At 62.6% G+C, this 20,510-nt stretch carries 20 protein-coding genes; 8 read left to right on the top strand and 12 right to left on the bottom strand.

Translation table 11 applies throughout. The features are described 5' to 3' along the window. The first annotated feature begins 43 nt into the window (after positions 1-43). From H3H45_RS18575 to H3H45_RS18560, 4 genes are all read left to right on the top strand, one after another. Entirely contained in the window at positions 44-394 is a 351-nt protein-coding gene (locus H3H45_RS18575; protein ID WP_182835186.1) for a hypothetical protein, read from the top strand. Positions 395-467: 73 nt separating this feature from the next. Continuing rightward, complete coding sequence (locus H3H45_RS18570) at positions 468-869, top strand: DUF4398 domain-containing protein (RefSeq protein WP_182835185.1); 402 nt, start codon at positions 468-470, stop codon at positions 867-869. Then, positions 866-1,651 carry an OmpA family protein gene (locus H3H45_RS18565; protein ID WP_182835184.1) on the top strand — a complete coding sequence of 262 codons (786 nt, stop codon included), beginning with the start codon at positions 866-868 and terminating at the stop codon, positions 1,649-1,651. The genes H3H45_RS18570 and H3H45_RS18565 overlap by 4 nt, the downstream gene beginning before the upstream one ends. Positions 1,652-1,722: 71 nt before the next feature. Further along, positions 1,723-3,837: a putative bifunctional diguanylate cyclase/phosphodiesterase gene (locus tag H3H45_RS18560; RefSeq protein WP_182835183.1), complete on the top strand. Its 2,115-nt coding sequence runs from the start codon at positions 1,723-1,725 to the stop codon at positions 3,835-3,837. 132 nt (positions 3,838-3,969) lie between these two features. Here the strand turns inward: H3H45_RS18560 and H3H45_RS18555 are convergent, their stop codons facing one another. The 7 genes from H3H45_RS18555 to H3H45_RS18525 all read right to left on the bottom strand — a co-directional run bounded on the left by H3H45_RS18555 (position 3,970) and on the right by H3H45_RS18525 (position 11,831). After that, the gene (locus H3H45_RS18555) at positions 3,970-4,698 is read right to left on the bottom strand and encodes a Crp/Fnr family transcriptional regulator (protein ID WP_182835182.1); all 729 of its coding nucleotides are present in this window, start codon (positions 4,696-4,698) and stop codon (positions 3,970-3,972) included. A 123-nt stretch (positions 4,699-4,821) separates the two neighbouring features. After that, on the bottom strand, positions 4,822-5,568 hold the full coding sequence (locus H3H45_RS18550) for a Crp/Fnr family transcriptional regulator (protein ID WP_182835181.1): 747 nt from the start codon (positions 5,566-5,568) through the stop codon (positions 4,822-4,824). Between the two features lie 310 nt (positions 5,569-5,878). Further along, entirely contained in the window at positions 5,879-6,496 is a 618-nt protein-coding gene (gene trhA, locus H3H45_RS18545; RefSeq protein WP_182835180.1) for a PAQR family membrane homeostasis protein TrhA, read from the bottom strand. Between the two features lie 119 nt (positions 6,497-6,615). Next, on the bottom strand, positions 6,616-9,129 hold the full coding sequence (locus tag H3H45_RS18540) for an EAL domain-containing protein (protein ID WP_220494356.1): 2,514 nt from the start codon (positions 9,127-9,129) through the stop codon (positions 6,616-6,618). Positions 9,130-9,468: 339 nt separating this feature from the next. After that, positions 9,469-9,639: a hypothetical protein gene (locus tag H3H45_RS18535; RefSeq protein ID WP_182835178.1), complete on the bottom strand. Its 171-nt coding sequence runs from the start codon at positions 9,637-9,639 to the stop codon at positions 9,469-9,471. A 57-nt stretch (positions 9,640-9,696) separates the two neighbouring features. Beyond that, positions 9,697-11,067, bottom strand: coding sequence for an ammonium transporter (locus tag H3H45_RS18530; RefSeq protein WP_182835177.1), 1,371 nt, complete (start codon positions 11,065-11,067; stop codon positions 9,697-9,699). Positions 11,068-11,543: 476 nt separating this feature from the next. Continuing rightward, positions 11,544-11,831: a hypothetical protein gene (locus tag H3H45_RS18525; protein WP_182835176.1), complete on the bottom strand. Its 288-nt coding sequence runs from the start codon at positions 11,829-11,831 to the stop codon at positions 11,544-11,546. A 464-nt stretch (positions 11,832-12,295) separates the two neighbouring features. Here H3H45_RS18525 and H3H45_RS18520 point away from each other — a divergent pair, with 464 nt between their 5' ends. Further along, positions 12,296-12,493, top strand: a complete 198-nt coding sequence (locus tag H3H45_RS18520; RefSeq protein ID WP_182835175.1) for a hypothetical protein — start codon at positions 12,296-12,298, stop codon at positions 12,491-12,493. Between the two features lie 58 nt (positions 12,494-12,551). Here the strand turns inward: H3H45_RS18520 and H3H45_RS18515 are convergent, their stop codons facing one another. Together H3H45_RS18515 and H3H45_RS18510 are read right to left on the bottom strand one after the other, a co-directional pair. Then, positions 12,552-12,944 carry a hypothetical protein gene (locus tag H3H45_RS18515; RefSeq protein WP_182835174.1) on the bottom strand — a complete coding sequence of 131 codons (393 nt, stop codon included), beginning with the start codon at positions 12,942-12,944 and terminating at the stop codon, positions 12,552-12,554. Between the two features lie 112 nt (positions 12,945-13,056). After that, entirely contained in the window at positions 13,057-14,466 is a 1,410-nt protein-coding gene (locus tag H3H45_RS18510) for a PilZ domain-containing protein (protein WP_182835173.1), read from the bottom strand. A 30-nt stretch (positions 14,467-14,496) separates the two neighbouring features. On the opposite strand from H3H45_RS18510, the gene H3H45_RS18505 reads away from it, so the two are divergent. Both H3H45_RS18505 and H3H45_RS18500 read left to right on the top strand, forming a co-directional pair. Next, positions 14,497-14,964 (top strand): TlpA disulfide reductase family protein, encoded by a 468-nt coding sequence (locus H3H45_RS18505; RefSeq protein ID WP_407926706.1) that lies wholly within the window; start codon positions 14,497-14,499, stop codon positions 14,962-14,964. A 4-nt stretch (positions 14,965-14,968) separates the two neighbouring features. Beyond that, positions 14,969-15,244, top strand: coding sequence for an acylphosphatase (locus tag H3H45_RS18500; protein WP_182835172.1), 276 nt, complete (start codon positions 14,969-14,971; stop codon positions 15,242-15,244). A 32-nt stretch (positions 15,245-15,276) separates the two neighbouring features. On the opposite strand, the gene H3H45_RS18495 is transcribed toward H3H45_RS18500, so the two are convergent. Both H3H45_RS18495 and H3H45_RS18490 read right to left on the bottom strand, forming a co-directional pair. Further along, positions 15,277-16,227, bottom strand: coding sequence for a hypothetical protein (locus H3H45_RS18495; RefSeq protein ID WP_182835171.1), 951 nt, complete (start codon positions 16,225-16,227; stop codon positions 15,277-15,279). 24 nt (positions 16,228-16,251) lie between these two features. Continuing rightward, positions 16,252-17,967, bottom strand: a complete 1,716-nt coding sequence (locus tag H3H45_RS18490; RefSeq protein ID WP_182835170.1) for a proline--tRNA ligase — start codon at positions 17,965-17,967, stop codon at positions 16,252-16,254. Between the two features lie 102 nt (positions 17,968-18,069). Between H3H45_RS18490 and H3H45_RS18485 the strand changes: the two genes are divergently transcribed. Continuing rightward, positions 18,070-18,477, top strand: coding sequence for a PaaI family thioesterase (locus H3H45_RS18485; protein ID WP_182835286.1), 408 nt, complete (start codon positions 18,070-18,072; stop codon positions 18,475-18,477). Positions 18,478-18,550: 73 nt separating this feature from the next. On the opposite strand, the gene H3H45_RS18480 is transcribed toward H3H45_RS18485, so the two are convergent. Further along, entirely contained in the window at positions 18,551-19,831 is a 1,281-nt protein-coding gene (locus H3H45_RS18480) for an OprD family porin (protein WP_182835169.1), read from the bottom strand. Positions 19,832-20,510: the final 679 nt, after the last annotated feature.

Below are 20,510 nucleotides of genomic sequence, written 5' to 3'. Positions count from 1 at the left end.
GCGTGGCGCCGCAAACAGCCGTCACGCTCGTTGGAGAAACAGCATGAGCACCTATTCGCGCACTCTGATGCTCGCCTTCGGCCTGGCCCTGGCGATGTTGGCGGTCGGCAGCCTGGCCGTTGCCCTGAGCCTGTCCCAGGACGCTGCGGCGGCACGCCAGCAGGCGCTGGTGTGGAAAACCTATGCCCTGGCGGTACATAGCCAGGGCCTGCTGGCGACCCATGACGAGGGTCAGGGCTGCAGTGATTCTCCGTGCTGCGTGGCGGCACTCGAGCAACCCGTCGAGTGGTTGCCCGCGCACGAGCCATTGCATGCCGTGGAGCTGGAAAGTTTCGAACTGCAGGCGGCCATCACCGCCAGCGACCGCTTGCTGGTGCGCGGCTTCAGTTTCTGAGCCTGCGTATTTGGCACACCCACCCGCACAGCGGCTGCTCCGTTGCAGCGCTGTTGCCTTCGAGGACAACACCATGAACCTGCCCCCGCAACCTACTCACCGCACTACCGCGTTACGCCTGCTCGGCGCCTGTGCCGGCCTGCTGTTGCTTGGCGCCTGTGCCTCACCCGAACCGCCCAGCCAGGCCCTGCAGGCCGCCGAATCGGCGATCAGCAATGCCGAGCGTGCCCGCGTTGCCGATTACGCCGCACCGGAGCTGGGCGTGGCCCGCGACAAACTGCTGGCCGCCAATAACGCGGTGAAGCTGGACGAGATGCTGCTCGCCGAACGCCTGGCCCAGCAGTCCCGTGCCGAGGCCGAACTGGCCTTGGCCAGGTCCCAGGCCGCCAAAGCCAAGGTGGTGAACGACGAGATGCGTAAAAGTACCGACAGCCTGAAACAGGAAATGCAACGCAACACGGGAGTACAACAATGAACACTGTGCAGAACCTCCATCTCTTCAGCGCGCTGGCCATCTGTGTGGCAATCGCTGGTTGTGCCTCACCGAGCGCACCACAAGGCGCTGCCGCCACCCGTGACAAGCTGACCCTGTTGCAAGGCGATGCCGAGCTGGCCAACCGTGCCCCGGTGGCTCTCAAGGACGCGGAAGTCGCGGTGATTGCCGCCGAGCAGCCGCGCAAAGGCAATGATGCAGAACAGGCACTGGGCCAGCACCTGGTGGTGATGGCTGACCGCAAGGTGGAAATTGCCCGTGCCGTGGCCCAGGGACGCTTTTATGAAGACCAGCGCCAGCTGCTCAGCCAGCAGCGCGAGGGCGCCCGTCTGGATTCGCGTACCGCAGAGGCCGATGAACTGCAGCGTCAACTCAATGCGCTGAATGCCAAGCAGACCGAACGCGGCATGGTCATGACCATCGGTGACCTGTTGTTCACCACTGGCGGCTCGGAGTTGCGCAGTGCCGGCGCCAACGATCTGGGCCGGCTGGCGCAGTTTCTCCAGCAGCATCCCGATCGCGATGTACTGATCGAGGGGCATACCGACAATGTCGGCAGCGACGACGCCAATTTCAACCTGTCGCAGCGCCGAGCCGAGTCGGTAAAGGCCTACCTGCAACGCCAGGGCGTGGCCTCCAGCCGCCTGGATGCTTCCGGCAAGGGCGAGAACTCCCCGGTGGCGGGCAATGACTCGGCTTCCGGTCGCCAGCTGAATCGGCGTGTGGAGGTGATCATCAGCAACACCCTCAGCTCCCTGCGTTAAGACACAGCGTCCGTGTAACTCGTGTAGTCGGTTGTGGCGTGGAGCAACAATTTGGGCAAAGGAGAGTGGCTATGACCTATAGAGTGCTGATTGTCACGGCGGATGCGACCGACTGCGACGGGCTGCAGGACATGCTGATCGATGCGGCGGATGGCTCTTTCGTCAACGAACGGGTCACCCGTCTGGATCTGGCGCTGACCCGTCTGCAGAGCAGCGGCATCGACGCCGTGCTACTGGATCTGGCGTTGCCCGATAGTGTGGGCCTGGATACCTTTCTGGCGGTCTTCGCTGCCGTGCCGCATCTGCCCATCCTCACCCTGTGTGCCCCGGAGGACGAGCCGCTGGCGCTGGAGTCTCTGCGCTGCGGGGCCCAGGGCTATCTGCTCAAGGGACGCTTCGCCAGCTACCTGGTGGCGCAGTCGCTGAGCAATATCATCCAGCGCAAGACGGTCGAGGCGCGCCTGCTGGTCGAGCAGGAACGTGCCGAAACCACCCTCAACTCGATCAGCGATGCGGTGATCGGTACCGACCTGCAAGGCTGTATCGACTACCTCAACCTGGCGGCCGAGCGCATGACCGGCTGGACGCGTGAAGAGGCGCGTGGGAAACCCGTCGCGCAGGTCTTGCAGCTGATCAACGGAGTCAACGATGGCGTGGTGCCCAGCCCGGTCGACCAGGTGCTGCAGCAGGGCGCTGAGGTTGGCATGGCCGCCGGCACCATCCTGGTTCGTCGCGATGGCAGCAATGTGGCGATCGAGGACTCGGCCGCGCCGATCCATGATCCTGATGGGCAGATCAGCGGTGCGGTGGTGGTGTTCCACGATGTCACGGCAGCGCGCGCCATGGCCATGAAGATGGCCTACCTGGCCCAGCACGACTTTCTCACCAAACTGCCCAATCGGGTGCTGCTGAACGACCGTATTGCCCAGGCGATCAGCCTGGCCGAGCGCAGTGGCAACTCCATTGCCCTGATGTTTCTCGACCTGGACAACTTCAAACACATCAACGACTCGCTCGGCCATGGCGCTGGCGACAAGCTGCTGCAGTCGGTAGCGCTGCGCCTGGCCAAGTGCGTGCGCAACTCGGACACGGTGAGCCGCAATGGCGGCGACGAGTTCGTCGTGTTGTTGGCCGAGGGGCGCAACATGCAGGACGCCAGCCTGACCGCGCAGAAGATCCTTGCTGCACTGGCCGAGCCGCACCGTATCGACCAGCACGAGCTGCATGTAACCAGCAGCATCGGCATCAGCGTGTACCCCACCGATGCCGGCAGTGCCGAAGCCTTGCTGAAGAACGCCGACACGGCCATGTACCACGCCAAGGAAGCGGGGCGAAACAACTACCAGTTCTTCAAGCACGACATGACGGCCCGCGCGGTCGAGCGCCAGGTCATCGAGAGCAGCCTGTGGCATGCCCTGGAACGGCACGAATTCGTGCTGCACTACCAGCCCAAGGTTAATCTGCAGACGGGTAGTATCACCGGTGCCGAAGCCCTGCTGCGCTGGGTACATCCGCAGTGGGGCATGACCTTGCCCGAGCGTTTCATGACGGTGGCCGAGGAGTGTGGGCTGATCGTGCAGATTGGCCAATGGGTGCTGCGCGAGGCCTGCGTGCAGACCCGCCTGTGGCAAGCGGAGGGGGTGCTGCTGCCTTCGATCGCAGTGAATGTCTCGGCCCTGGAGTTTCGTCATCCGGGCTTCGTCGACGGGGTACGCAGCATTCTCGAGGAAACCGGCCTGGCGCCCGAACGCCTGCAGCTGGAAATCACCGAGAGCGTGCTGATGCGCGATGCCGATACCAGTGCCACGGTGCTGCATCAGCTCAAGGCCATGGGCGTGCAACTGGCCATCGACGATTTTGGTACCGGCTATTCCAGCCTGAGCTACCTGCTGAAGTTTCCCATCGATGTGCTGAAGATCGACAAGTCCTTCGTGCATGCCATCAGCGCGATCCAGGGTAACGGCATCATTGTCCGCGCGGTGATCGCCATGGGCGCCAGCCTGCACTACCAGGTGGTTGCCGAGGGCGTGGAAGACCAGGCGCAGCTGCATTTCCTCAAGGCCGAGCAGTGTGGCGAAGGGCAGGGCTTTCTGTTCGGCCAGGGCCTGGTCGCCATGCAGTTCGCCACCTTGCTGCTGGCCAGCGAGGCTAGCGTTACGGCTGCTGCGCTGGCGCCGGTGGACTGAGCGCCTGGCTACGATCTCCCCTGGGAGGCACTGTGCTCTGCGCCTAACTCATGCGGGTATTCAGGTGCGCTGCGCTTTTGCCCCCTCTCCCGGCACTGGGAGAGGGGCGTTTGCGCAATCCGCAACAGCCGCTCAGGCGGGCGCAGCGGCCGGTGCGTTGAACAGCCGCGCATAGTCGGCGCTGAGCGCGTTGTAGCACTCACAGGCAGCGGCCTCCAGGCCCGGGCGGTCGAGGATGGTGATCAGCCCACGGCTGTAGTGGATCAACTGGCGCACCTGCAGGGCGCCGGCGGCGATGGTCACGCCGCTGCGGCGCACACCGAGCATTTCGGCGAGGTATTCGTGGGTCAGATGGAAGTTGTCCGCATGGGCGCGGTCGTGGGTCATCAGCAGCCAGCGCGCCAGGCGTGGCTCGACTTCGTGGAAGTGCCCGCAGGCGGCGTTCTGCGACAGCTGGGTGAGCAGCACATAGAGATAACGCTTGAGGGTGCGCAGCAGGCGCGGACATTCCTGTAATAGCTGGCGCAACTGCGTGGCACTGATGCGCCAGGCGCTGCCGGGGCCCTGCACCACGGCGCGGCACGGCGCAGCGTTGACGCCCAGGGCCAGGGTGGCGCCGAGCATGCCTTCGTTGCCGATCAGGCCCAGCTCCAGCGGTGGGTGTTCACCCAGGGCGGTGACCAGGGAAATGAAGCCGGTAAGGGGAAAGTACAGGTAGCGGAAAGGTTGGTCGGCCTCGCAGAGGATCTTGCCGAATACCAGCTCGACCTGTTCGCAGTCTTGCAGGATTCTGTTGCGTTCCTTGCGTGGCAAACCGTCGAGCAGCAGATTGCTGACGGGCGGTGGCTGAGCTGTGAGCATGGGAGCGTCCTGCAGCACCGGGCGAGCCGACTGTGGCGCGGGAAGGGTGCTTGGCAGTCCCGTTTCCGCAGTCTGCGCGACGGGCGGCCGGCGATCTGTACGTTACTGCACCCAGTCACAAGATTATGCCGTGCTAGGGGCGCCGGCAGTCTTGCGCTGCGGGATATAGGGCAACAGGCGGTCGGTTTCCTTCCTCACCACTTCGTAGCATTCGCAGCTCAGCTGTTCGAGCTTGTGCCGGTCGATCACGGTGATATGCCCGCGGCTGTATTCGATCACGCCCTGGCGTTGCAGCTTGCCGGCCGCCTCGGTCACCCCTTCGCGGCGCACGCCGAGCATGTTGGCGATCAGTTCCTGGGTCATGGTCAGGTGATTGCCCGGCAGGCGGTCCAGTGACAGCAGCAGCCAGCGACAGAGCTGCTGGTCGATCGAGTGGTGGCGATTGCACACGGCGGTCTGCGCCATCTGGGTGAGCAGCGCCTGGGTGTAGCGCAGCATCAGCACCAGCAGTTCACCATGGCGGTTGAATTCGTCCTTCAGGCGCTGGCCCGGCAGGCGATAGGCGTGGCCGCCGCTCTGCACGATGGCGCGGCTCGGCGTGCTTTCACCACCCATGAACAGGGCGACGCCAACCAGCCCCTCGTTGCCGACCACGGAAATTTCCGCCGAGGCGCCACTTTCCATGACATACAACAGCGAAATGATCGAATCGGTGGGGAAGTACACGTGGCGCAGGGTGTCGCCGGACTCGTAGAGCACCTTGCCCAGGGGCATCTCGACCAGCTCCAAGTAGCTGAACAAGCGTTGCTGTACTTCGCCCGAAAGGGCCGCCAGCAGGTGGTTCTGCTGCGGCATTATGGCTTCGGCCATGACAATCTCCATCCTAGAAATGAGCGGTACAACCTCATCAGCATACGCGCCTGCAAATTGCGCTCTGTTCGGTATCGCACATAAGAACGGAATTGCCAGGGCCGCTGACCGATGGCGCTGCCTGGCGCGCTAGACGGCTCAGAGCCGGTTGACGAGCTTTTGCACCAGAACCAGGCAGGCGCTACGAACAACGGGAATAACAGGCCGCGGCTGGCCCTGCGGGTCGCGCTAAGGCGATTAGCGGCAAGCCGTTTTCCGCGGCGGTTTTTAACGCGCTATGGCTGACGGCCAGGAGATCGTAAGCAGGTTCTCACAGCACGTAGCGCAGGATCGCCACGTAGTGCAGCAGGCTGCCGGCCATGACGAACAGGTGCCAGATGCCGTGCCAGTGGCGAAAGCGGCTGTCGTAGGCGAAGAAGATGATGCCCACCGTGTACAGCACGCCGCCGCTGGCCAGCCAGATGAAGCCGTCGCGGCCGAGGGCGGCGAGCAGCGGGTCGATGGCCACCAGCACGATCCAGCCCATCACCGCGTAGATGACGATGGATAGCACCCGTGCTTCCGAGCGCGGCTTGATCTCCTGCAGCATGCCGATCACGGCCAGGCCCCAGACGATGCCGAACAGCCACCAGCCCCAGGGGCCGTGCAGGGTGACCAGGCAGAAGGGGGTGTAGCTGCCGGCGATCAGCAGGTAGATGGACAGGTGGTCGAGCTTGCGCATGACCAGCTTCTTCGGTCCGCGCAGGCTGTGGTAGAGCGTGGAGATGCTGTACAGCAGGATCAGCGCGAGGCCATAGATGGCCACGCTGATGATCTTGCGTGGCTCGCCGTCCAGGCTCGCCAGCACCAGCAGCCAGATGGCGCCGATGGCCGCCAGCAGCGCGCCGATCAGGTGCGTCCAGGCGTTGAATTTTTCCCCTTGATACATGTGTAGCGACCTCGAACCGCGATAACTGTGGGCTGGCAGGTAGGGCCAGCCGCGGCACTATACGGAATTCAAGTGTACGGTTGTACTCTGACTTGCTGGGCAAGCGTCCCGCCAGCCACTCAGCGGCTGCCGGTGCACCTGGCGTCTGCTACCCAGCCTTGCAGGTCGGCGGCCGGACCGGGTTTGGCGAACAGGTAGCCCTGGTAGAGCGAGCAGCCCGATTGCAGCAGGGCATCACGCTGCTCGACGGTTTCCACGCCTTCGGCGATCACTTGCAGGTCCAGGCTCTGCCCCAGGGCGACGATGGTGCGCACGATGGCGGCGTCGTTGGCATCGCTGAGCAGGTCGCGGACGAAGCAGCGATCGATCTTCAGGCGGCTAAGGGGCAGGCGCTTGAGGTAGCCGAGGGAGGAATAACCGGTGCCGAAATCATCAAGGGAGAAGCGCACGCCGTGGTCCTGCAACTGCTGCATGCGGCGGATCATTTCCTCGATGTCGACGGCCAGGTGGCTTTCTGTCAGTTCCAGCTCCAGGCGCTCGGGGTTGGCCCCGGTTTCCGCGAGGATGGCCAGCACGTCGGCGACGAAATGCGGGTGGTGCAACTGGCGTGCGCTGACGTTGACCGCCAGGGGCAGCTCGGCCAGCTCCGGGTCGTTGCTCCAGGTCACCAGTTGCTGGCAGGCCGCCTGCAAGATCCAGCGGCCCAGCGGAAGAATCAGGTCGGTGCTTTCGGCCACCGGGATGAACTCGCCAGGCGCGATCAGCCCATGCTGTGGGTGCTGCCAGCGCACCAGGGCTTCGGCGCCGATCAGCTGGCCGTGCTGGTCGACCTGGGGCTGGTAGTGCAGCAGGAAGTGCTGCTCGGCAATGCTATGGCGCATGTCGGTTTCCAGGCGAATGCGCGCCATGGCGGCGGTCTGCATCTGCTGGTTGAAGAAGCGCAGGGCGTTGCGTCCGGCAGCCTTGGCCTCGTACATGGCCAGGTCGGCGCGCTTGAGCAGTTCTTCCACGGTGCTGTGGCTGTCGGAGAACAGCGCCACGCCGATACTGGCCGTGCTGGTGTGCTCGTGGCCCTGCAGGTCGTAAGGAGCCGCCAGGCAGAGCAGCAGCTTGTTGCCGACGGCATCGATCTCCATCAGGGCCTGCGCCGGGTCAGTCGACAGGCGCTCCAGCATCAGCACGAACTCGTCGCCGCCCAGGCGCGCCAGGCTGTCCTCTTCGCGAATCTGGCTGCGCAGGCGCAGGGCCACCTGTTGCAGGAGCAAATCGCCCATGGCATGGCCGAGGGTGTCGTTGAGGGTCTTGAAATTGTCCAGGTCGATGAACAGCAGGGCGCCTTGCTGGCCGGTGCGGGCGTGGTAGGCCAGGGCATGCTGCAGGCGGTCTTGCAGCAGGCGCCGATTGGGCAGGCCGGTGAGCGAGTCGAAGAACGCCAGTTGATGGATCTGCTCGAGGTTGCGCTTGTGCTCGGTGATGTCGGTGGAAATGCCGCACAGGGCATAGATGCTGCCATCCGGGCGGTGCAGGGGGAGTTTCACCGACAGGTAGGCATTTTCGCAGCGGCCGTCGGCACTGCGATTGACCTCTTCGATCTGTACTCGCTCGCCTTGCTGCAGGACGCGCAGGTCGTTGCTGCGCAGGTTGTTGACGGTGGCTTCGTCGAAAAAGCTGCTGTCGGTGTGTCCCAGCACCTGCTCGCGCGGCTTGCCAAATAGCTCGCAGACCTTGCGGTTGACGTACTGGTAACGCAGCTGCGGGTCCTTGATGTAGATGTAGGCTTCGACGCTGTCGAGGATGGTGTTCAGGCGTAATTCGTTGGCGCTCAGGTCGCGAGTCTGCCGGGCCACCTGGCGGCGCAGTAGCACGGTTCCGCCGAGTGCCAGCAGTAACAGCATGGTCAGGGTGGCCAGTGCCCACCACAGGCTAGGCGGAATGTTGAGCTGCGGCGGTTTGCTGCCCCAGCGCTGGATGATCTGGTAATAGGGCGAGCCGGCCTGCTCCTGCCAGGTCTTCAGGTGAGCGTCGATGGCGGCCAGCAGATCGCCGTTCTGGTCTTTGCGGGTGGCAAAGAACAGGCGCGCCGGCTGAAACATGATCGGTGTGCTGCGCAGGCCGAAGCGCTCGCTGTTGTAGTCACCGTACCGCTGGTTGGCGACCACGGCATCAGCGCTGTCATTGGCGACCAGTTCGAAGCCTTGCTGCAGGCTCTGCACGGGCAGCAGCTCGGCGCGCAGGCCAAAGCTGTCGAGCAGCGTCAGAAGGTAGGCCTCCTGCACCGAACCGGCCAGCACCGCGATGCGCCGGCCATTGAGATCAAGCTGGGAATTCAGGCGCAGGTCCTTCTGGCTGTAGATCTGCGACCAGCTGAAGAGTGCCGGTAGTTTGTGGAAGTCGAGGAACTGGGCGCGCTCATCGTTCCAGGCGACATCCGGCATCAAGTCGATCTGCCCGCTGCGGGTCAGCTCCAGGCATTGCTGCCATTCGCAGGCAACCGGTTGCAGCTGCCACTCTTCGTGCTGAGCGATTTCGCGCAGCAGGTCACCCAGGATGCCGGACAGCTGGCCATCCTGATTGAGCATGATCTTCGGCTCGTTGGCATACACGCCGACCTTGATGTTTCGCTGCTCCGCCATGGCGGCAGAGGTAAGAAAAACACTGCAGAGCAGCAGAAGAAGGGGCCTGAGGCGGTACTGCATGGGCGCAACAACTTCTGTCCGTTGAAGATAGAGCAACGATAGGCCGAAATGCCGGCTTTGGCTTGTCTGCTATTGCCTGGCAACGCAGCAGGTTAGAAGCGCCGCAGGCGATGAGCGAGGGTGCAGGGGCAGCATGACAGGCACGCTGCAGTCGTGCGGCAAGGCGATCCTGAGGTCTTCGCGAGTTGTTGCCGGTCATCGCCAGCGCCGTGCAAATGCGCTTGGCTGATCAGCAGGGTGGCAGTGCCGGCACCCGCAGGTGCCGGCCGGTTACCTTCACTTCGTCATCGGGCTGTTGTAGCTGTGTTTCTCGTGGCGCACGGTGGCCCAGATGGCGAACACGGTCAAGGCCACCGCCACGACCAGGATGAAGCCCATCACGGCGGGTTTGTCGGCAAAGGTGTAGATGGTGCTGGCACCTTCCCAGCTGCTAATCGGACTGCTCATGGCATTTCTCCCAGGTAGGTCGCGCGGGGCTGTGCCGCCGCGCGACAGCTTTCAGTTTCAGGCGGGTTTGGCTGCGCCGACAGCGACTTCGCTGGCAACCGGCGCACTGGTGACGGTGATACTGGCGCCAGTCAGCGCCCACTCCGGGTAGGCCTTGGCTGGTACTTCGGTCAGATCCAGGCCGCGCTCTTCGGCATGTGCCGGGACGCGCAGGACACCCAGCTTTTTCAGCAGCAGGGAGATCAGGTAGCCGGGGATGAAGCCCAGCAGGGCCAGCACCACGGCGCCGCCGGCCTGGCCGAGGAAGTTCACCGGCGGTACACCTTCAGCCATGTTCGGGTAACCGGCGATGAAGATGCCGCTGAGCACGATGCCAGTGAAGCCGCCGAAGCCGTGTACGGCGAAGGCGCCCACGGCGTCATCGATGCCGCGCTTGACCAGGAACTTCTGCACCAGTGGCGCGGCAGCGGCCACGCCCATGCCGATCACGTAGGCGAGCGGTGGGTAGTAGACGTCCAGGCCCGGGGCCACGGAGATGATGCCGATCAGGCCGCCGGACATCATCCAGAACGGTTCGCGGGTGGTCAGGTAGGCACCGATCAGGCCGCCGGCAAAACCCATCAGGGTGTTGAAGGCGAAGGCGGAGAGGGTGGTCGGCTGGCCGTAGATGTTGGTCCACTGGCCGCCGATGTTGTAGATGATGCAACCGCCGAGGAAACCGAAGAAGCCGACGATCACCAGCATCAGGCCGATCACGCTCATCGGCATGCTGTGGCCGACGATTTCGTTGGCGCTGCCATCGGCATTGAAACGGCCGATACGGGCACCGACGTTGATTACCACGCCGAGGGTGAAGAAACCGGCGATGACATGCACGCAACCAGCCGCACCGACGTCATGGAAGCCCCACTCGGTAGTCAGCCAGCCGGCCGGGTGCCAGCTCCAGGCCGCGCCGAGAATCCACACGCCGGAGCCGAGGATGATGGCGAGGATGATGAAGGCGCTCATGCGGGTGCGCTCGATAAGCGCGCCGGACATGATCGAGGCCGTGGTGGCGGCGAACAGGGCGAAGGCGGCCCAGAAGATGCCGGTCGCGTTGTCCTTGATGTTCGGCCCCATGCTGGGGCTCCACGGCAGGCTGGCGGCGGCGCCTTCCAGATTCGGCACGATGCCGCTGGCGAAGCCGTTGTAGATCCACCAGCCGAAGAAGAAAAAGGTTGGCACGATGAAGGCAAAGGCGAGGATGTTCTTCACCCCGGCGGTCAGTACGTTCTTCAGGCGCGAGGCGCCGATTTCGTAGGAGAGGAAGCCGGCGTGGATGACGACCATCAGGGCGATACACCACCAATAGAAGATTTCCATATTGATGGTGTCGGACATCCGGATGAGCTGGTGCAGCTCTTCCAGGGTTGGGGTTGCCTGTTCCATGTGCTGAATCCTCGCTGCAATGTCTAGAAGTAGGTTCTGTTCGGCAGATCGAGAGGTCGGGCGTACCCAGGCGGTTCGTATAGTTATCGTGAGTTATGCAGAAGCGCCTTGGGCGAAAGAGCAAGGCTTGTGCCACTCGCCTTGCAAGGCTCTAGCCCGCTGCTTTCGCGATTCTTGTGGCGCGTTGGCGAGAAAATCGCCCCGTTTCTGTTCAGCACCTGCGGCGCACGCCAGATATTGGGTCGCATAACCGTTCGTTTGCCGAAAGGAAACCAGCAGCGCATGTGTGAAGGGGCGCTGCATCGCGCTGGGGCCGTTGCGATGGAGTGGGCGTGGGCTGGCGGCGTGCTTTGCATGCTCCAGCGGCCTGTGTCGGGTTCAGCAAGGGGTGTAAGGCGGGGCGGCATCGGCAGTCCTGCGGCTGGCCGCAGGAGCGAGTAGATAGGGGGATGGGGAGGGTGTTGCTCAGCGAGCGGCTACTTGCACAGCACGATCAGGCTACGACTGGAGAAACCGGCCGGGTTGAGGCCGAAGACGAAATCCGCAGGGTCATCTTCACCGCTCTCACTGCCGGCTTTGGCCATGACCTTGTAGCCCTTGTTGCCGCAGGCGATGGTGGCCTTCTTCTCGCACTGCTCCCAGCTGGAGGTCAGCCCGGAGCAATTGATATGCAGGCCTTTGCGGCCCTTCTTCTCATACGTCTTGGCAGTGGCAGAGCAGCCGGCAAGCGCCAGCACAACGATTAGCAGCACAAGCCTGTTCATGAGGGTCCCCGGTTGGCTTGTCTGTTTCTGGCGTGCCGTGGCCCGCCATCCCCTTTTGTAATGGTTCAGCCGTGGCGCAGTTCGTTATGTGTAGTGACTGCGTTGCACCCTGGTCGGCCAGGTCAGCTAAACGATTGAGAAATATCACAAAGCCGGGGGAACTGGCGAGATAAAAAAGGTGTCGGGTGCTTACTCTGGGGGCGGGTTGCCAGCGCTTGTTCCGGCAAGCGGCTGTGCGGAGCTTGGCCGTACTGCATTCGCTTAGTCCGGGGCGGGCTAGAAGCCCTGTTCTTCAGGTGACAAAAAAAGTCAGTTTAGGGCGTAGTGCTGGTTTCGGTGGCGGCAGTATTTCTTCTCGAGCCCGCATTCTGCGGGGTTGCAGCGCTGGCATGCTTCTGGCTATCTATCAGGTACTTGCTGGCAGACTGCCAGTAACTTCTGGCTGCTCAGGGAAATCGGATGTCATGAACAGTGCTGAACCTAAAGTGATTCATCTGCGCGAGCGCGATGCGGAAGGGGCATTGGAGCGCCTCAACCGTATCACCGGCTTGCGCTTTGCGCGCTGGCCACAGTCGCTGGCGCCCTTGGCCCGCCAGGTCGCTGCCGAGGAGGCGGCAGGCCAGGAGCCCGAAGCCGTCGAGCGCAATGTGGAGAGTGCCTGACCCGCAAAATGCAAACCCCGCGTCTGGGCGCGGGGTCGGTGTTGGCAGCTAGGGTGAGTCAGGCCGTGGCTTGGCGGGTATCGCTGTTGAGCAGCTCAACGGCCTGCACGAACAATTCTTCGACCACCAGGGTCTTGGCCGTTACGGCAGAGCGCAGGCGTACCTGCATATTCTCGATCTTCTGTTTCACCGGCAGACGGGCCACACCGGACAGCATGACCTTGTTGTGCGCATTGACCTTGCCATGGTCTACCGCGACCTCGCGCTGCTGGCTGCCATCGTGGTAGCTGACGATCAGTGATACCGGCAGGTTGGCCAGCCCTGGCAGCTGCAGCCAGACGGCCACGTTGAACTCTGCCACGCGGCCTTCGTACGGGGTGACACTGGTACGGGCACTATTGACGATGCTGGAAGGTACTGGGCCGATCAGCTTGTCGTGGGCTTGGGACATTGGGCGGGCTCCGCTTTGCTCTTTTAGGTGTTGGAGTGGAGCGATTATAGAGGCGTGCAGAACCGTGAAACTGTGCGCTCTGGCGCCGATGGCTGTGACCTTGCTCGCAGTTTCAGGCCAGGCGCAGCGGGTGGCGTACCACTGACGGAGTAGTCAGGTTCGCTGCCGGCAATTGCACCACGGCCTGGTTGTTTACATTGGCCAGCTGCAGCCAGAGATTTTCCCCTTCAACGAACTGCCCGCCGGGCAACCACAGGCCGTGGTGCCAGCCATTGCCGGGCGCCGGGGTGCTTTGCAGGACGCCGGGGTGAGTCTGCGCGCTGGGCGTGCGGCGTAGCCAGACCGGGCGCGGCAGCCCTTTCAGGTAGCGCAGCCCCAGGTGCAGGCCTTCGCTGTTGAGGTGGCGCCAGCGCACCACTGCCAGGCTGGGCGTGCCCTTGCTGGCGAGTACCAGCACCAGTTGGCCGACGGGCAGTGGTCCACCCTGGTCGGCATTGCAGTGCAGGCGCGCGCCGCCCGGGCTGGCATCGAGCATCTGCGCCGGGCAGGCCTGAGGGCGTTTTTCCAGCAGTTGTGCATGGATGTTGGGCAGGCCGATCACCAGGCTGCAATCGGCGCTGAAGTCGGCGCGTGGATGGCGGCGCTGCTGGCGGCCGAGCCAGTGCGGCTTTACCCGTTCGAGCAGTTCCCGTTCTGTCGGCGTCTGCAGGGGCGCGGGCTCGTGCAGGGCCACCAGCAGTGCGCCCAACTCAAGGCGGCGCAGGTTGCTGGGGTCACTATCCTGCGGCTGATCGACTGTCAGGCACGGCTGGGACAGGCTCAGGTCGACGATGTGGGCTTCGTTGTCTTCGTCTTCTTCCCAGGGCAACAGGCTGGCCAGGCCTGCGAGGGGCGTCAGCGCACCGAACAGGATGGGGCATTCACCTTCGGCCAGGTGAAAGGGGTTGCTCATGGCCAGCAGCAGGGTCTGCTGATAGAGACCGCGCAGCGTGGCGGCGGGTGTTGGCTGGAAGGCGGCGGCGACATGCTCGTCGAGGCAGTCCTGATGCTCCGCGATCCAGTACAGCAGGTGGCTGTCGCGCCACAGCCCTTCTGGCGGTTCCTGGTAGAGCTGGTAATGGCGCATCAGGGTCTGGGCGATGAAGTGCTCGGCCATGTACAGGCACCAGGCCAGGTGCGGGCGCGAAGGGTGGCGTCCCTGGAGTATCTGCAGGAGCAGGCGTTTGAAGCCGATGGCCAGCTCGTTGCACAGGCGCACGAACAATGCCGGTGGTGCACTGCTGTCGGCATAGCGGGCGGCATAGTGGCGGTATTCTTCGCTGAAGCTTTGCAGGGCGCGTTGCCTTTCAAGTAAGGTCATGGCGCTGCGATTAAGCTGGAACAGCAGGCTCAGCGCCTGCTGCAAGGCATTTTCCACCGACTGCTGGCGGGCTGCGGCCAATTGCTCGCCGAGGTCGGCCAGCGGCAGGACAACTTCTTCACGAATGTCCGGTACTTCGAGGCGCAAGGCGTCCAGTGTCATATCAACCCTGTGTGCACGAGGATCGAATGCATGGGAATGCGGCTCCAGTTTGTGGTGGGAATTCTGACCGGTCTTCTGTTGGCCGGCTGCGCCGAGGACTTGGGCGTCGATCAGCATGGACGAAAGGTAACGGCTGAACAACTGGATGGCCAGTGGTTAGTGATTAATTACTGGGCGGAGTGGTGCGGCCCTTGCCGTACCGAAATCCCGGAATTGAACCGTCTTGCCGAGCAGACGCAGGGGCGCGCGGTGCGGGTACTTGGCGTTAATTTCGATACCTTGCAAGGCGACGCCTTGAGCAAGGCTGCGGAGGGGCTGGGGATTCGTTTCACCGTATTGGCGCAGGACCCGGCAGCGCGCTATCAGCTGCCGCGCAACGATGTGCTGCCGGTAACCTATATCGTCGATGGTGACGGGCGCTTGCGCGAGCGTCTGCTTGGTGAGCAGAGCGCCGCCGGGCTGCTGGCGCGACTCACTGAACTGCAAGGCAAGGAGTAGCACGATGGCGCGTATCTGCATGCATGGCTATGTCAGTGGCAAGGTGCAGGGTGTGTATTTTCGCCAGTCCACCTGCGCCGAGGCCGAGCGCCTCGATCTGGATGGCTGGGTGCGCAACCTGGACGATGGTCGGGTCGAGGTGCTGGTCGAAGGTGAAGAGGGCGCGGTGCGCGAACTGGCCGCCTGGCTCGAACAGGGGCCGGAGCAGGCTCAGGTCAGTGGTGTCGAGCTGCAGGAGCATGCGCTGCAGGGGATTGCCGGTTTCATCGCCCGCCGCTGAGCGCAGTTTGCTGCGCTCGTTGTGCGGATCGTTTAGTCGCTGCCGGGGTCGGCAACCAGCCGCCCGGCATCCTTCATCAGCTTGCTCAGAAACTCCTGCTGCAGCTCCGGATCGTTGCGGGTCAGTTCGATCAGGCTCTGCTCCAGTTCACTGGCTTCTTCTTCCAGGCCCAGGTCGGACAGGCGCTTGACCCGGTGCACCCACTGCGCCACTTCGTCGTCTTCCAGATCGTCGTAGATCAGATGGTGGGCTTCCTGCAGCTTGCCACGCAGGGTGCGACTGACCAGCAGGCTGGCGTCGGCACGGGTGTTATCCAGTGGGTCTTCGACACTCAGCAGCAGGGTGCCGATGCGGGTCACGTCTTCTTCGGCAAAGGGATCGTCGAGCAAGTTGAGGCGCAGCACGCCATTGCGGTCAGTAGTCAGTTCATGGGTCGTATCACCGGCCTTGACCAATACCGGGCGCTCGATCCAGGGCAGGCTCGAATAGTCCATGCGCTTGTCCAGCTGGCGCTCGTCAAGGCTGGCCAGGTTCTGTTGCGAACGGCCGTTGGACTCGACGTTCATCGCCGGGTTTAGGCCGGCAAAGCCGTAGCTGATCCAGTCCTTGGTCGCGCTGTCGGGCAGGCGGCCGAGCATGATCACGTTGAGCACGTTGGCGCCCACGCCAGCGACCACCGCGACTGCCCCCAGTGGCACTTCGTAGAGCTCGCGCCAGAGCTGATAGGGGGTGTAGCGGTCATAGCGGCGGGTGACTTCGAACTCGGTGACTTCGAAGGTCTTCTGCTCCTGCACGCGCACCCGCCGTTGTGGCAGTTCGAGTACGCGCGGCTCGCCCACATCGATCTGCAGGCTGTGGTCGAGCAGTCTGCGCTCGAAGCGTTCCTCCTGCTCACTGCGTTGTGGCAGATGGTTGGCGCAGCCCACCAGAAGGAGGGCGCCAGCCAGGGAGGCGCCGAGGCGCAGGGTGCTTCGCTTGAACATGATGGCTCTTGTTGACTGCCTGGATTAACGACCGGTACGGGCCTTGATGAACGACAGGATATCGGCGGCGGATACAGGCTGCGCCTCGGTATCGCGACGGTTCTTGTACTCGAGGTTGCCCTCGGCCAGGCCACGGTCGCTGACCACGATGCGATGCGGAATGCCGATCAGCTCCATGTCGGCGAACTTCACCCCGGGGCTGGTCTTCTTGTCGCGATCATCCAGCAGCACTTCATAGCCGGCTGCCGTCAGTTCGGCGTAGAGCTTGTCGGTGGCTTCACGCACGGCTTCGTTGTCGTACTTCATTGGCACCAGGGCAATCTGGAACGGCGCCAGGGCGTCGCTCCAGAGGATGCCGCGCTCGTCCCAGTTCTGCTCGATGGCGGCCGCCACCACGCGCGAGACGCCGATGCCATAGCAACCCATGGTCAGGGTGATCGGCTTGCCGCCTTCGCCCAGTACCTTGCAGCCCAGAGCTTCGCTGTACTTGGTGCCGAGCTGGAAGATGTGTCCGACTTCGATGCCGCGCTTGATCACCAGGGTGCCCTGGCCATCCGGGCTCGGGTCGCCGGCCACCACGTTGCGCAGGTCGGCGATGGCCGGCAGCGGCAGGTCGCGTTCCCAGTTGACGCCGAAGTAGTGCTTGTCGTCGATGTTGGCACCGACGGCGAAGTCGCTCATCAGGGCCACGGAGCGGTCGATGATGCACGGCAACGGCAGGTTCAGCGGGCCGAGGGAGCCCGCGCCGGCACCAATGGCAGTGCGCAGCTCGGCTTCCGAGGCGAACACCAGCGGGCTGGCGACCAGTTCGTGGTTTGCTGCTTTGATTTCGTTGAGTTCATGATCGCCACGGACGATCAAGGCGATCAGCTTGCCTTCCTCGGCGGCATGCACCACCAGGGTCTTGACGGTCTTTTCGATGGCCAGGTTGAACTGGCTGACCAGTTCCTCGATGGTCTTGGCGTTCGGCGTATCGACCAGGCGCAGTTCTTCGCTGGCGGCGACGCGGCTGGTTTCACGCGGAATGGCTTCCGCTTTCTCAATGTTGGCGGCGTAGTCGGAGCTGTCACTGAAAGCGATATCGTCTTCGCCAGACTCGGCCAGCACATGGAACTCGTGGGAGCCAGTGCCACCGATCGAGCCGGTATCGGCCTGTACCGGGCGGAAGTTCAGGCCCAGGCGGCTGAATACGTTGCAGTACGCCTGGTGCATGCGGTCATAGGTTTCCTGCAGCGACTCCTGGGTCATATGGAAGGAGTAGGCGTCCTTCATCAGGAACTCACGGCCACGCATCAGGCCGAAGCGCGGGCGGATCTCGTCGCGGAACTTGGTCTGGATCTGGTACAGGTTGATCGGCAGCTGCTTGTAGCTGTTCAGCTCGTTACGCGCCAGATCGGTGATTACTTCTTCATGGGTCGGGCCGACGCAGAACTCGCGGCCGTGACGATCCTTGATGCGCAGCAGCTCGGGACCATACTGCTCCCAACGCCCCGACTCCTGCCACAGCTCGGCGGGCTGGATGGCCGGCATCAGCACTTCCAGGGCACCTGCGGCGTTCATTTCTTCGCGCACAATGGCCTCGGCCTTGCGCAGCACGCGCAGCCCCATTGGCAGCCAGGTGTAGAGGCCGGATGCCAGCTTGCGGATCATGCCCGCGCGCAGCATCAGCTGGTGGCTGATGACCACGGCGTCGGAAGGGGTTTCTTTGAGGGTCGAGAGCAGGTACTGACTGGTACGCATGTTTGGCCGTTCTGTCGGTTGCGAGGGCAAAGAATGACTCGGCATTGTACGGGGACAGTCCTGTGGCGTACAGGATCAGACCGGGAGTTGAAGGTGGCAGAGTTGACCGCTGAGCAGGTGCAGGCGCTGATTCGCGCCGGGGTGCCGATGGCCGAGGATATCGATCTGCGGATTGATCACCTGGATACGGAGCGGGCGGTGGCCAGGGTGCCGTTTCACGGCAAGCTGGTGCGCCCTGGTGGCACGTTGTCTGGGCCGACCATCATGTCGCTGGCCGATGCGGCCATGTATGCGGTGGTGTTGGGGCGCCTGGGGCGGGTGGAGATGGCGGTAACGTCCAACTTGAACATCAACTTTCTGGCCAAGCCGAAGCCAGTGGATCTGCTGGCCGAGGCGCGCATTTTGCGGCTGTCGAAGCGTCAGGCGGTGTGTGAGGTGCAGTTGTATTCGCTAGGCGCGGAGGAAGAGTTGGTGGCGCATGTGACAGGGACCTATGCCTTGCCTATGTGAATCGCACTGGCGGATAAAAAAGAACCCGGCCTAGGCCGGGTTCTTTTTGCACTGATTTAAGTACTACTTGGACTTACAGCACGTCCAGCGGGTACTCAACGATCAGGCGGGTGTCGTTCAGGTCAGCGCTGTAGTCAGCGTTGTACGCGTCGTTGGCACGCCAGATGGCGTGACGAACGCGGAAGGACAGGTCCTTGGCGGCGCCTTCCTGGATGACGTACTTGGTCTCGAAGTTCCACTCGTGCTCTTTACCTTCTTCGCCCGAGGTGGTTTCGATGTCGTCACCAGTGATGTAGCGGGTCATAAAGCTCAGACCCGGTACGCCATAGGTGGTCATGTCCAGGTCGTAGCGAGCCTGCCAGGACTTCTCATCTGCGCCGTCGAAGTCAGAGAACTGAACGGAGTTGTTCAGCCATACGGTGCCGCCGCCGTCTACGAAACCGTAGGAGTAGCGGGTGTCACCCGAGGAACGCTGGTGGGCCAGGGTGAGGGTGTGGGCGCCGAAGGTATAACCGGCTGCCAGGCTCCAGATTTTGTTGTCGATCTCGCCGGCCAGAGCATCGCCCTGATCGGTGGTACGGTAGCCGTTGAAGTCGAAGTTCAGCGACTGCTCTTCGGCCAGCGGTACAGTGTAATTCAGGTTCAGGTAGGTCTTCTTGTGGTAGTCCTCGAAATCACCGTAGTGGAGGGCACCGCTGAAGTTGTCGGTAAAGGCGTAGCTGGCACCGAAGATATCGCCTTCGGTCAGTTCAACGGTGTCACGATCACTGGATGCTTGGCTGCTCAGAGCGGTGAAGCGACCTGCGCTCAGCTCCAGGCCTTCGATTTCATTGCTGACCAAGTAGGTACCGGTAGCAACTTCCGGCAGAATGCGGCTGTCGTCAGTGGAAAGTACCGGGCTGCCGACAAACATGTTGCCGTGTTTCAGAACAGTATCGGAAACACGGAACTTGATGGCGCCGCCTACTTCAGTCTGGGTGTCATCAGCACGGCCGTCGCCGGTCTGGTCGAACAGGCCGTTGCCGTATTTGCCGCGACCGCTATCGATCTTGATGCTGGAGAGCGAGTGGGCGTCAACACCAACACCAACGGTGCCTTGGGTGAAGCCGGATTCCAGCAGCAGGCGAATGCCCAGGCCGGTTTCTTCACGGTAGCCCGCCGGGTTGGCGGAAGTGCTGGCGCCGTTGGAAGCACCATTGCGGAAGTCGCGGTTCATGTACAGGGCGCGGTTGAAGATGTCGAAGCTGGTATCTTCAATAAGGCCTTTCGACTCGGATTGTGCGCTGGCGAAAGCCAGTTGGGTGGTACCGGCGGTTACGGCCAGGGCCAGTGCGCTCCACTTCATCACTTGCATTGTGATTGCTCCTTTGGTTTAGAAGAGTTGTGCTGCCCAATTAGTTGTTGTATGGGCGGCTCTTTCTTTTTGTGTCGGCGCTAACTTATAGCACGACGAATTAGTTGGCGACAGTTGCTACTTATTCCCTACGTTTTATTTACGGTGATGTCGCAAAAACCTATGCGCCATGTCGCAATTTCGTAGCTTTCAGTCGCTTCGATCATCAGCTTTTCGCTTCCTGAAAGGTCTGCAAATCCAATCGCTTAGGCCTCTTCCTCAAGGCGTTGCGAGGCGGTCTGGCAGTCCGATAGGCATCGAGTTTTTGCCGAATGCGGGATGTATAGCAACATCCGTGCACAAAATGCGAGATCCCCGGAAAAACTTGCCTGAACGGCTTGTTTAATCGGCTTCCGGCTTCTGTTTCGGGGCTTCTTGCTGTGTGTTGGCGCCTGTCATAGAGGGCTTCGTTGGCTGCCGGATCGGAGATTTCGTTACCGCAGCTTGATTCTGTAAGGCAAAAACTACCCGAAGGTAACGCTGAGTCGAGTTTGCGTTGCGGTTATGCACGATAGTGGTGCGGTGATGCATTGCGTCGGGGCGTCAGGCCGGATGACGCTTGAAATCGGTGCGTGGGTTGCCTTTCAGGATGGTCAATCTGGCTCCCGTGGCATATGAAACCTGCCCTTCGGGTTCGGTT

The sequence above is a fragment of the Aquipseudomonas guryensis genome, assembly GCF_014164785.1.
GTDB lineage: Bacteria > Pseudomonadota > Gammaproteobacteria > Pseudomonadales > Pseudomonadaceae > Aquipseudomonas > Aquipseudomonas guryensis.
This window is presented reverse-complemented; position numbering and strand designations above follow the sequence as displayed.

Excerpts from the sequence above, each read along its gene's own strand:
- H3H45_RS18520 (WP_182835175.1), top strand. The coding sequence starts at position 12,296 with ATGAACAGTGCTGAACCTAAAGTGATTCATCTGCGCGAGCGCGATGCG.
- H3H45_RS18525 (WP_182835176.1), bottom strand. The coding sequence starts at position 11,831 with ATGAACAGGCTTGTGCTGCTAATCGTTGTGCTGGCGCTTGCCGGCTGC.
- trhA (WP_182835180.1), bottom strand. The coding sequence starts at position 6,496 with ATGTATCAAGGGGAAAAATTCAACGCCTGGACGCACCTGATCGGCGCG.
- H3H45_RS18555 (WP_182835182.1), bottom strand. The coding sequence starts at position 4,698 with ATGCTCACAGCTCAGCCACCGCCCGTCAGCAATCTGCTGCTCGACGGT.
- H3H45_RS18565 (WP_182835184.1), top strand. The coding sequence starts at position 866 with ATGAACACTGTGCAGAACCTCCATCTCTTCAGCGCGCTGGCCATCTGT.
- H3H45_RS18535 (WP_182835178.1), bottom strand. The coding sequence starts at position 9,639 with ATGAGCAGTCCGATTAGCAGCTGGGAAGGTGCCAGCACCATCTACACC.
- H3H45_RS18570 (WP_182835185.1), top strand. The coding sequence starts at position 468 with ATGAACCTGCCCCCGCAACCTACTCACCGCACTACCGCGTTACGCCTG.
- H3H45_RS18540 (WP_220494356.1), bottom strand. The coding sequence starts at position 9,129 with ATGGCGGAGCAGCGAAACATCAAGGTCGGCGTGTATGCCAACGAGCCG.
- H3H45_RS18515 (WP_182835174.1), bottom strand. The coding sequence starts at position 12,944 with ATGTCCCAAGCCCACGACAAGCTGATCGGCCCAGTACCTTCCAGCATC.
- H3H45_RS18505 (WP_407926706.1), top strand. The coding sequence starts at position 14,497 with ATGGGAATGCGGCTCCAGTTTGTGGTGGGAATTCTGACCGGTCTTCTG.
- H3H45_RS18575 (WP_182835186.1), top strand. The coding sequence starts at position 44 with ATGAGCACCTATTCGCGCACTCTGATGCTCGCCTTCGGCCTGGCCCTG.
- H3H45_RS18560 (WP_182835183.1), top strand. The coding sequence starts at position 1,723 with ATGACCTATAGAGTGCTGATTGTCACGGCGGATGCGACCGACTGCGAC.
- H3H45_RS18500 (WP_182835172.1), top strand. The coding sequence starts at position 14,969 with ATGGCGCGTATCTGCATGCATGGCTATGTCAGTGGCAAGGTGCAGGGT.
- H3H45_RS18530 (WP_182835177.1), bottom strand. The coding sequence starts at position 11,067 with ATGGAACAGGCAACCCCAACCCTGGAAGAGCTGCACCAGCTCATCCGG.
- H3H45_RS18550 (WP_182835181.1), bottom strand. The coding sequence starts at position 5,568 with ATGGCCGAAGCCATAATGCCGCAGCAGAACCACCTGCTGGCGGCCCTT.
- H3H45_RS18495 (WP_182835171.1), bottom strand. The coding sequence starts at position 16,227 with ATGTTCAAGCGAAGCACCCTGCGCCTCGGCGCCTCCCTGGCTGGCGCC.
- H3H45_RS18480 (WP_182835169.1), bottom strand. The coding sequence starts at position 19,831 with ATGCAAGTGATGAAGTGGAGCGCACTGGCCCTGGCCGTAACCGCCGGT.
- H3H45_RS18510 (WP_182835173.1), bottom strand. The coding sequence starts at position 14,466 with ATGACACTGGACGCCTTGCGCCTCGAAGTACCGGACATTCGTGAAGAA.
- H3H45_RS18490 (WP_182835170.1), bottom strand. The coding sequence starts at position 17,967 with ATGCGTACCAGTCAGTACCTGCTCTCGACCCTCAAAGAAACCCCTTCC.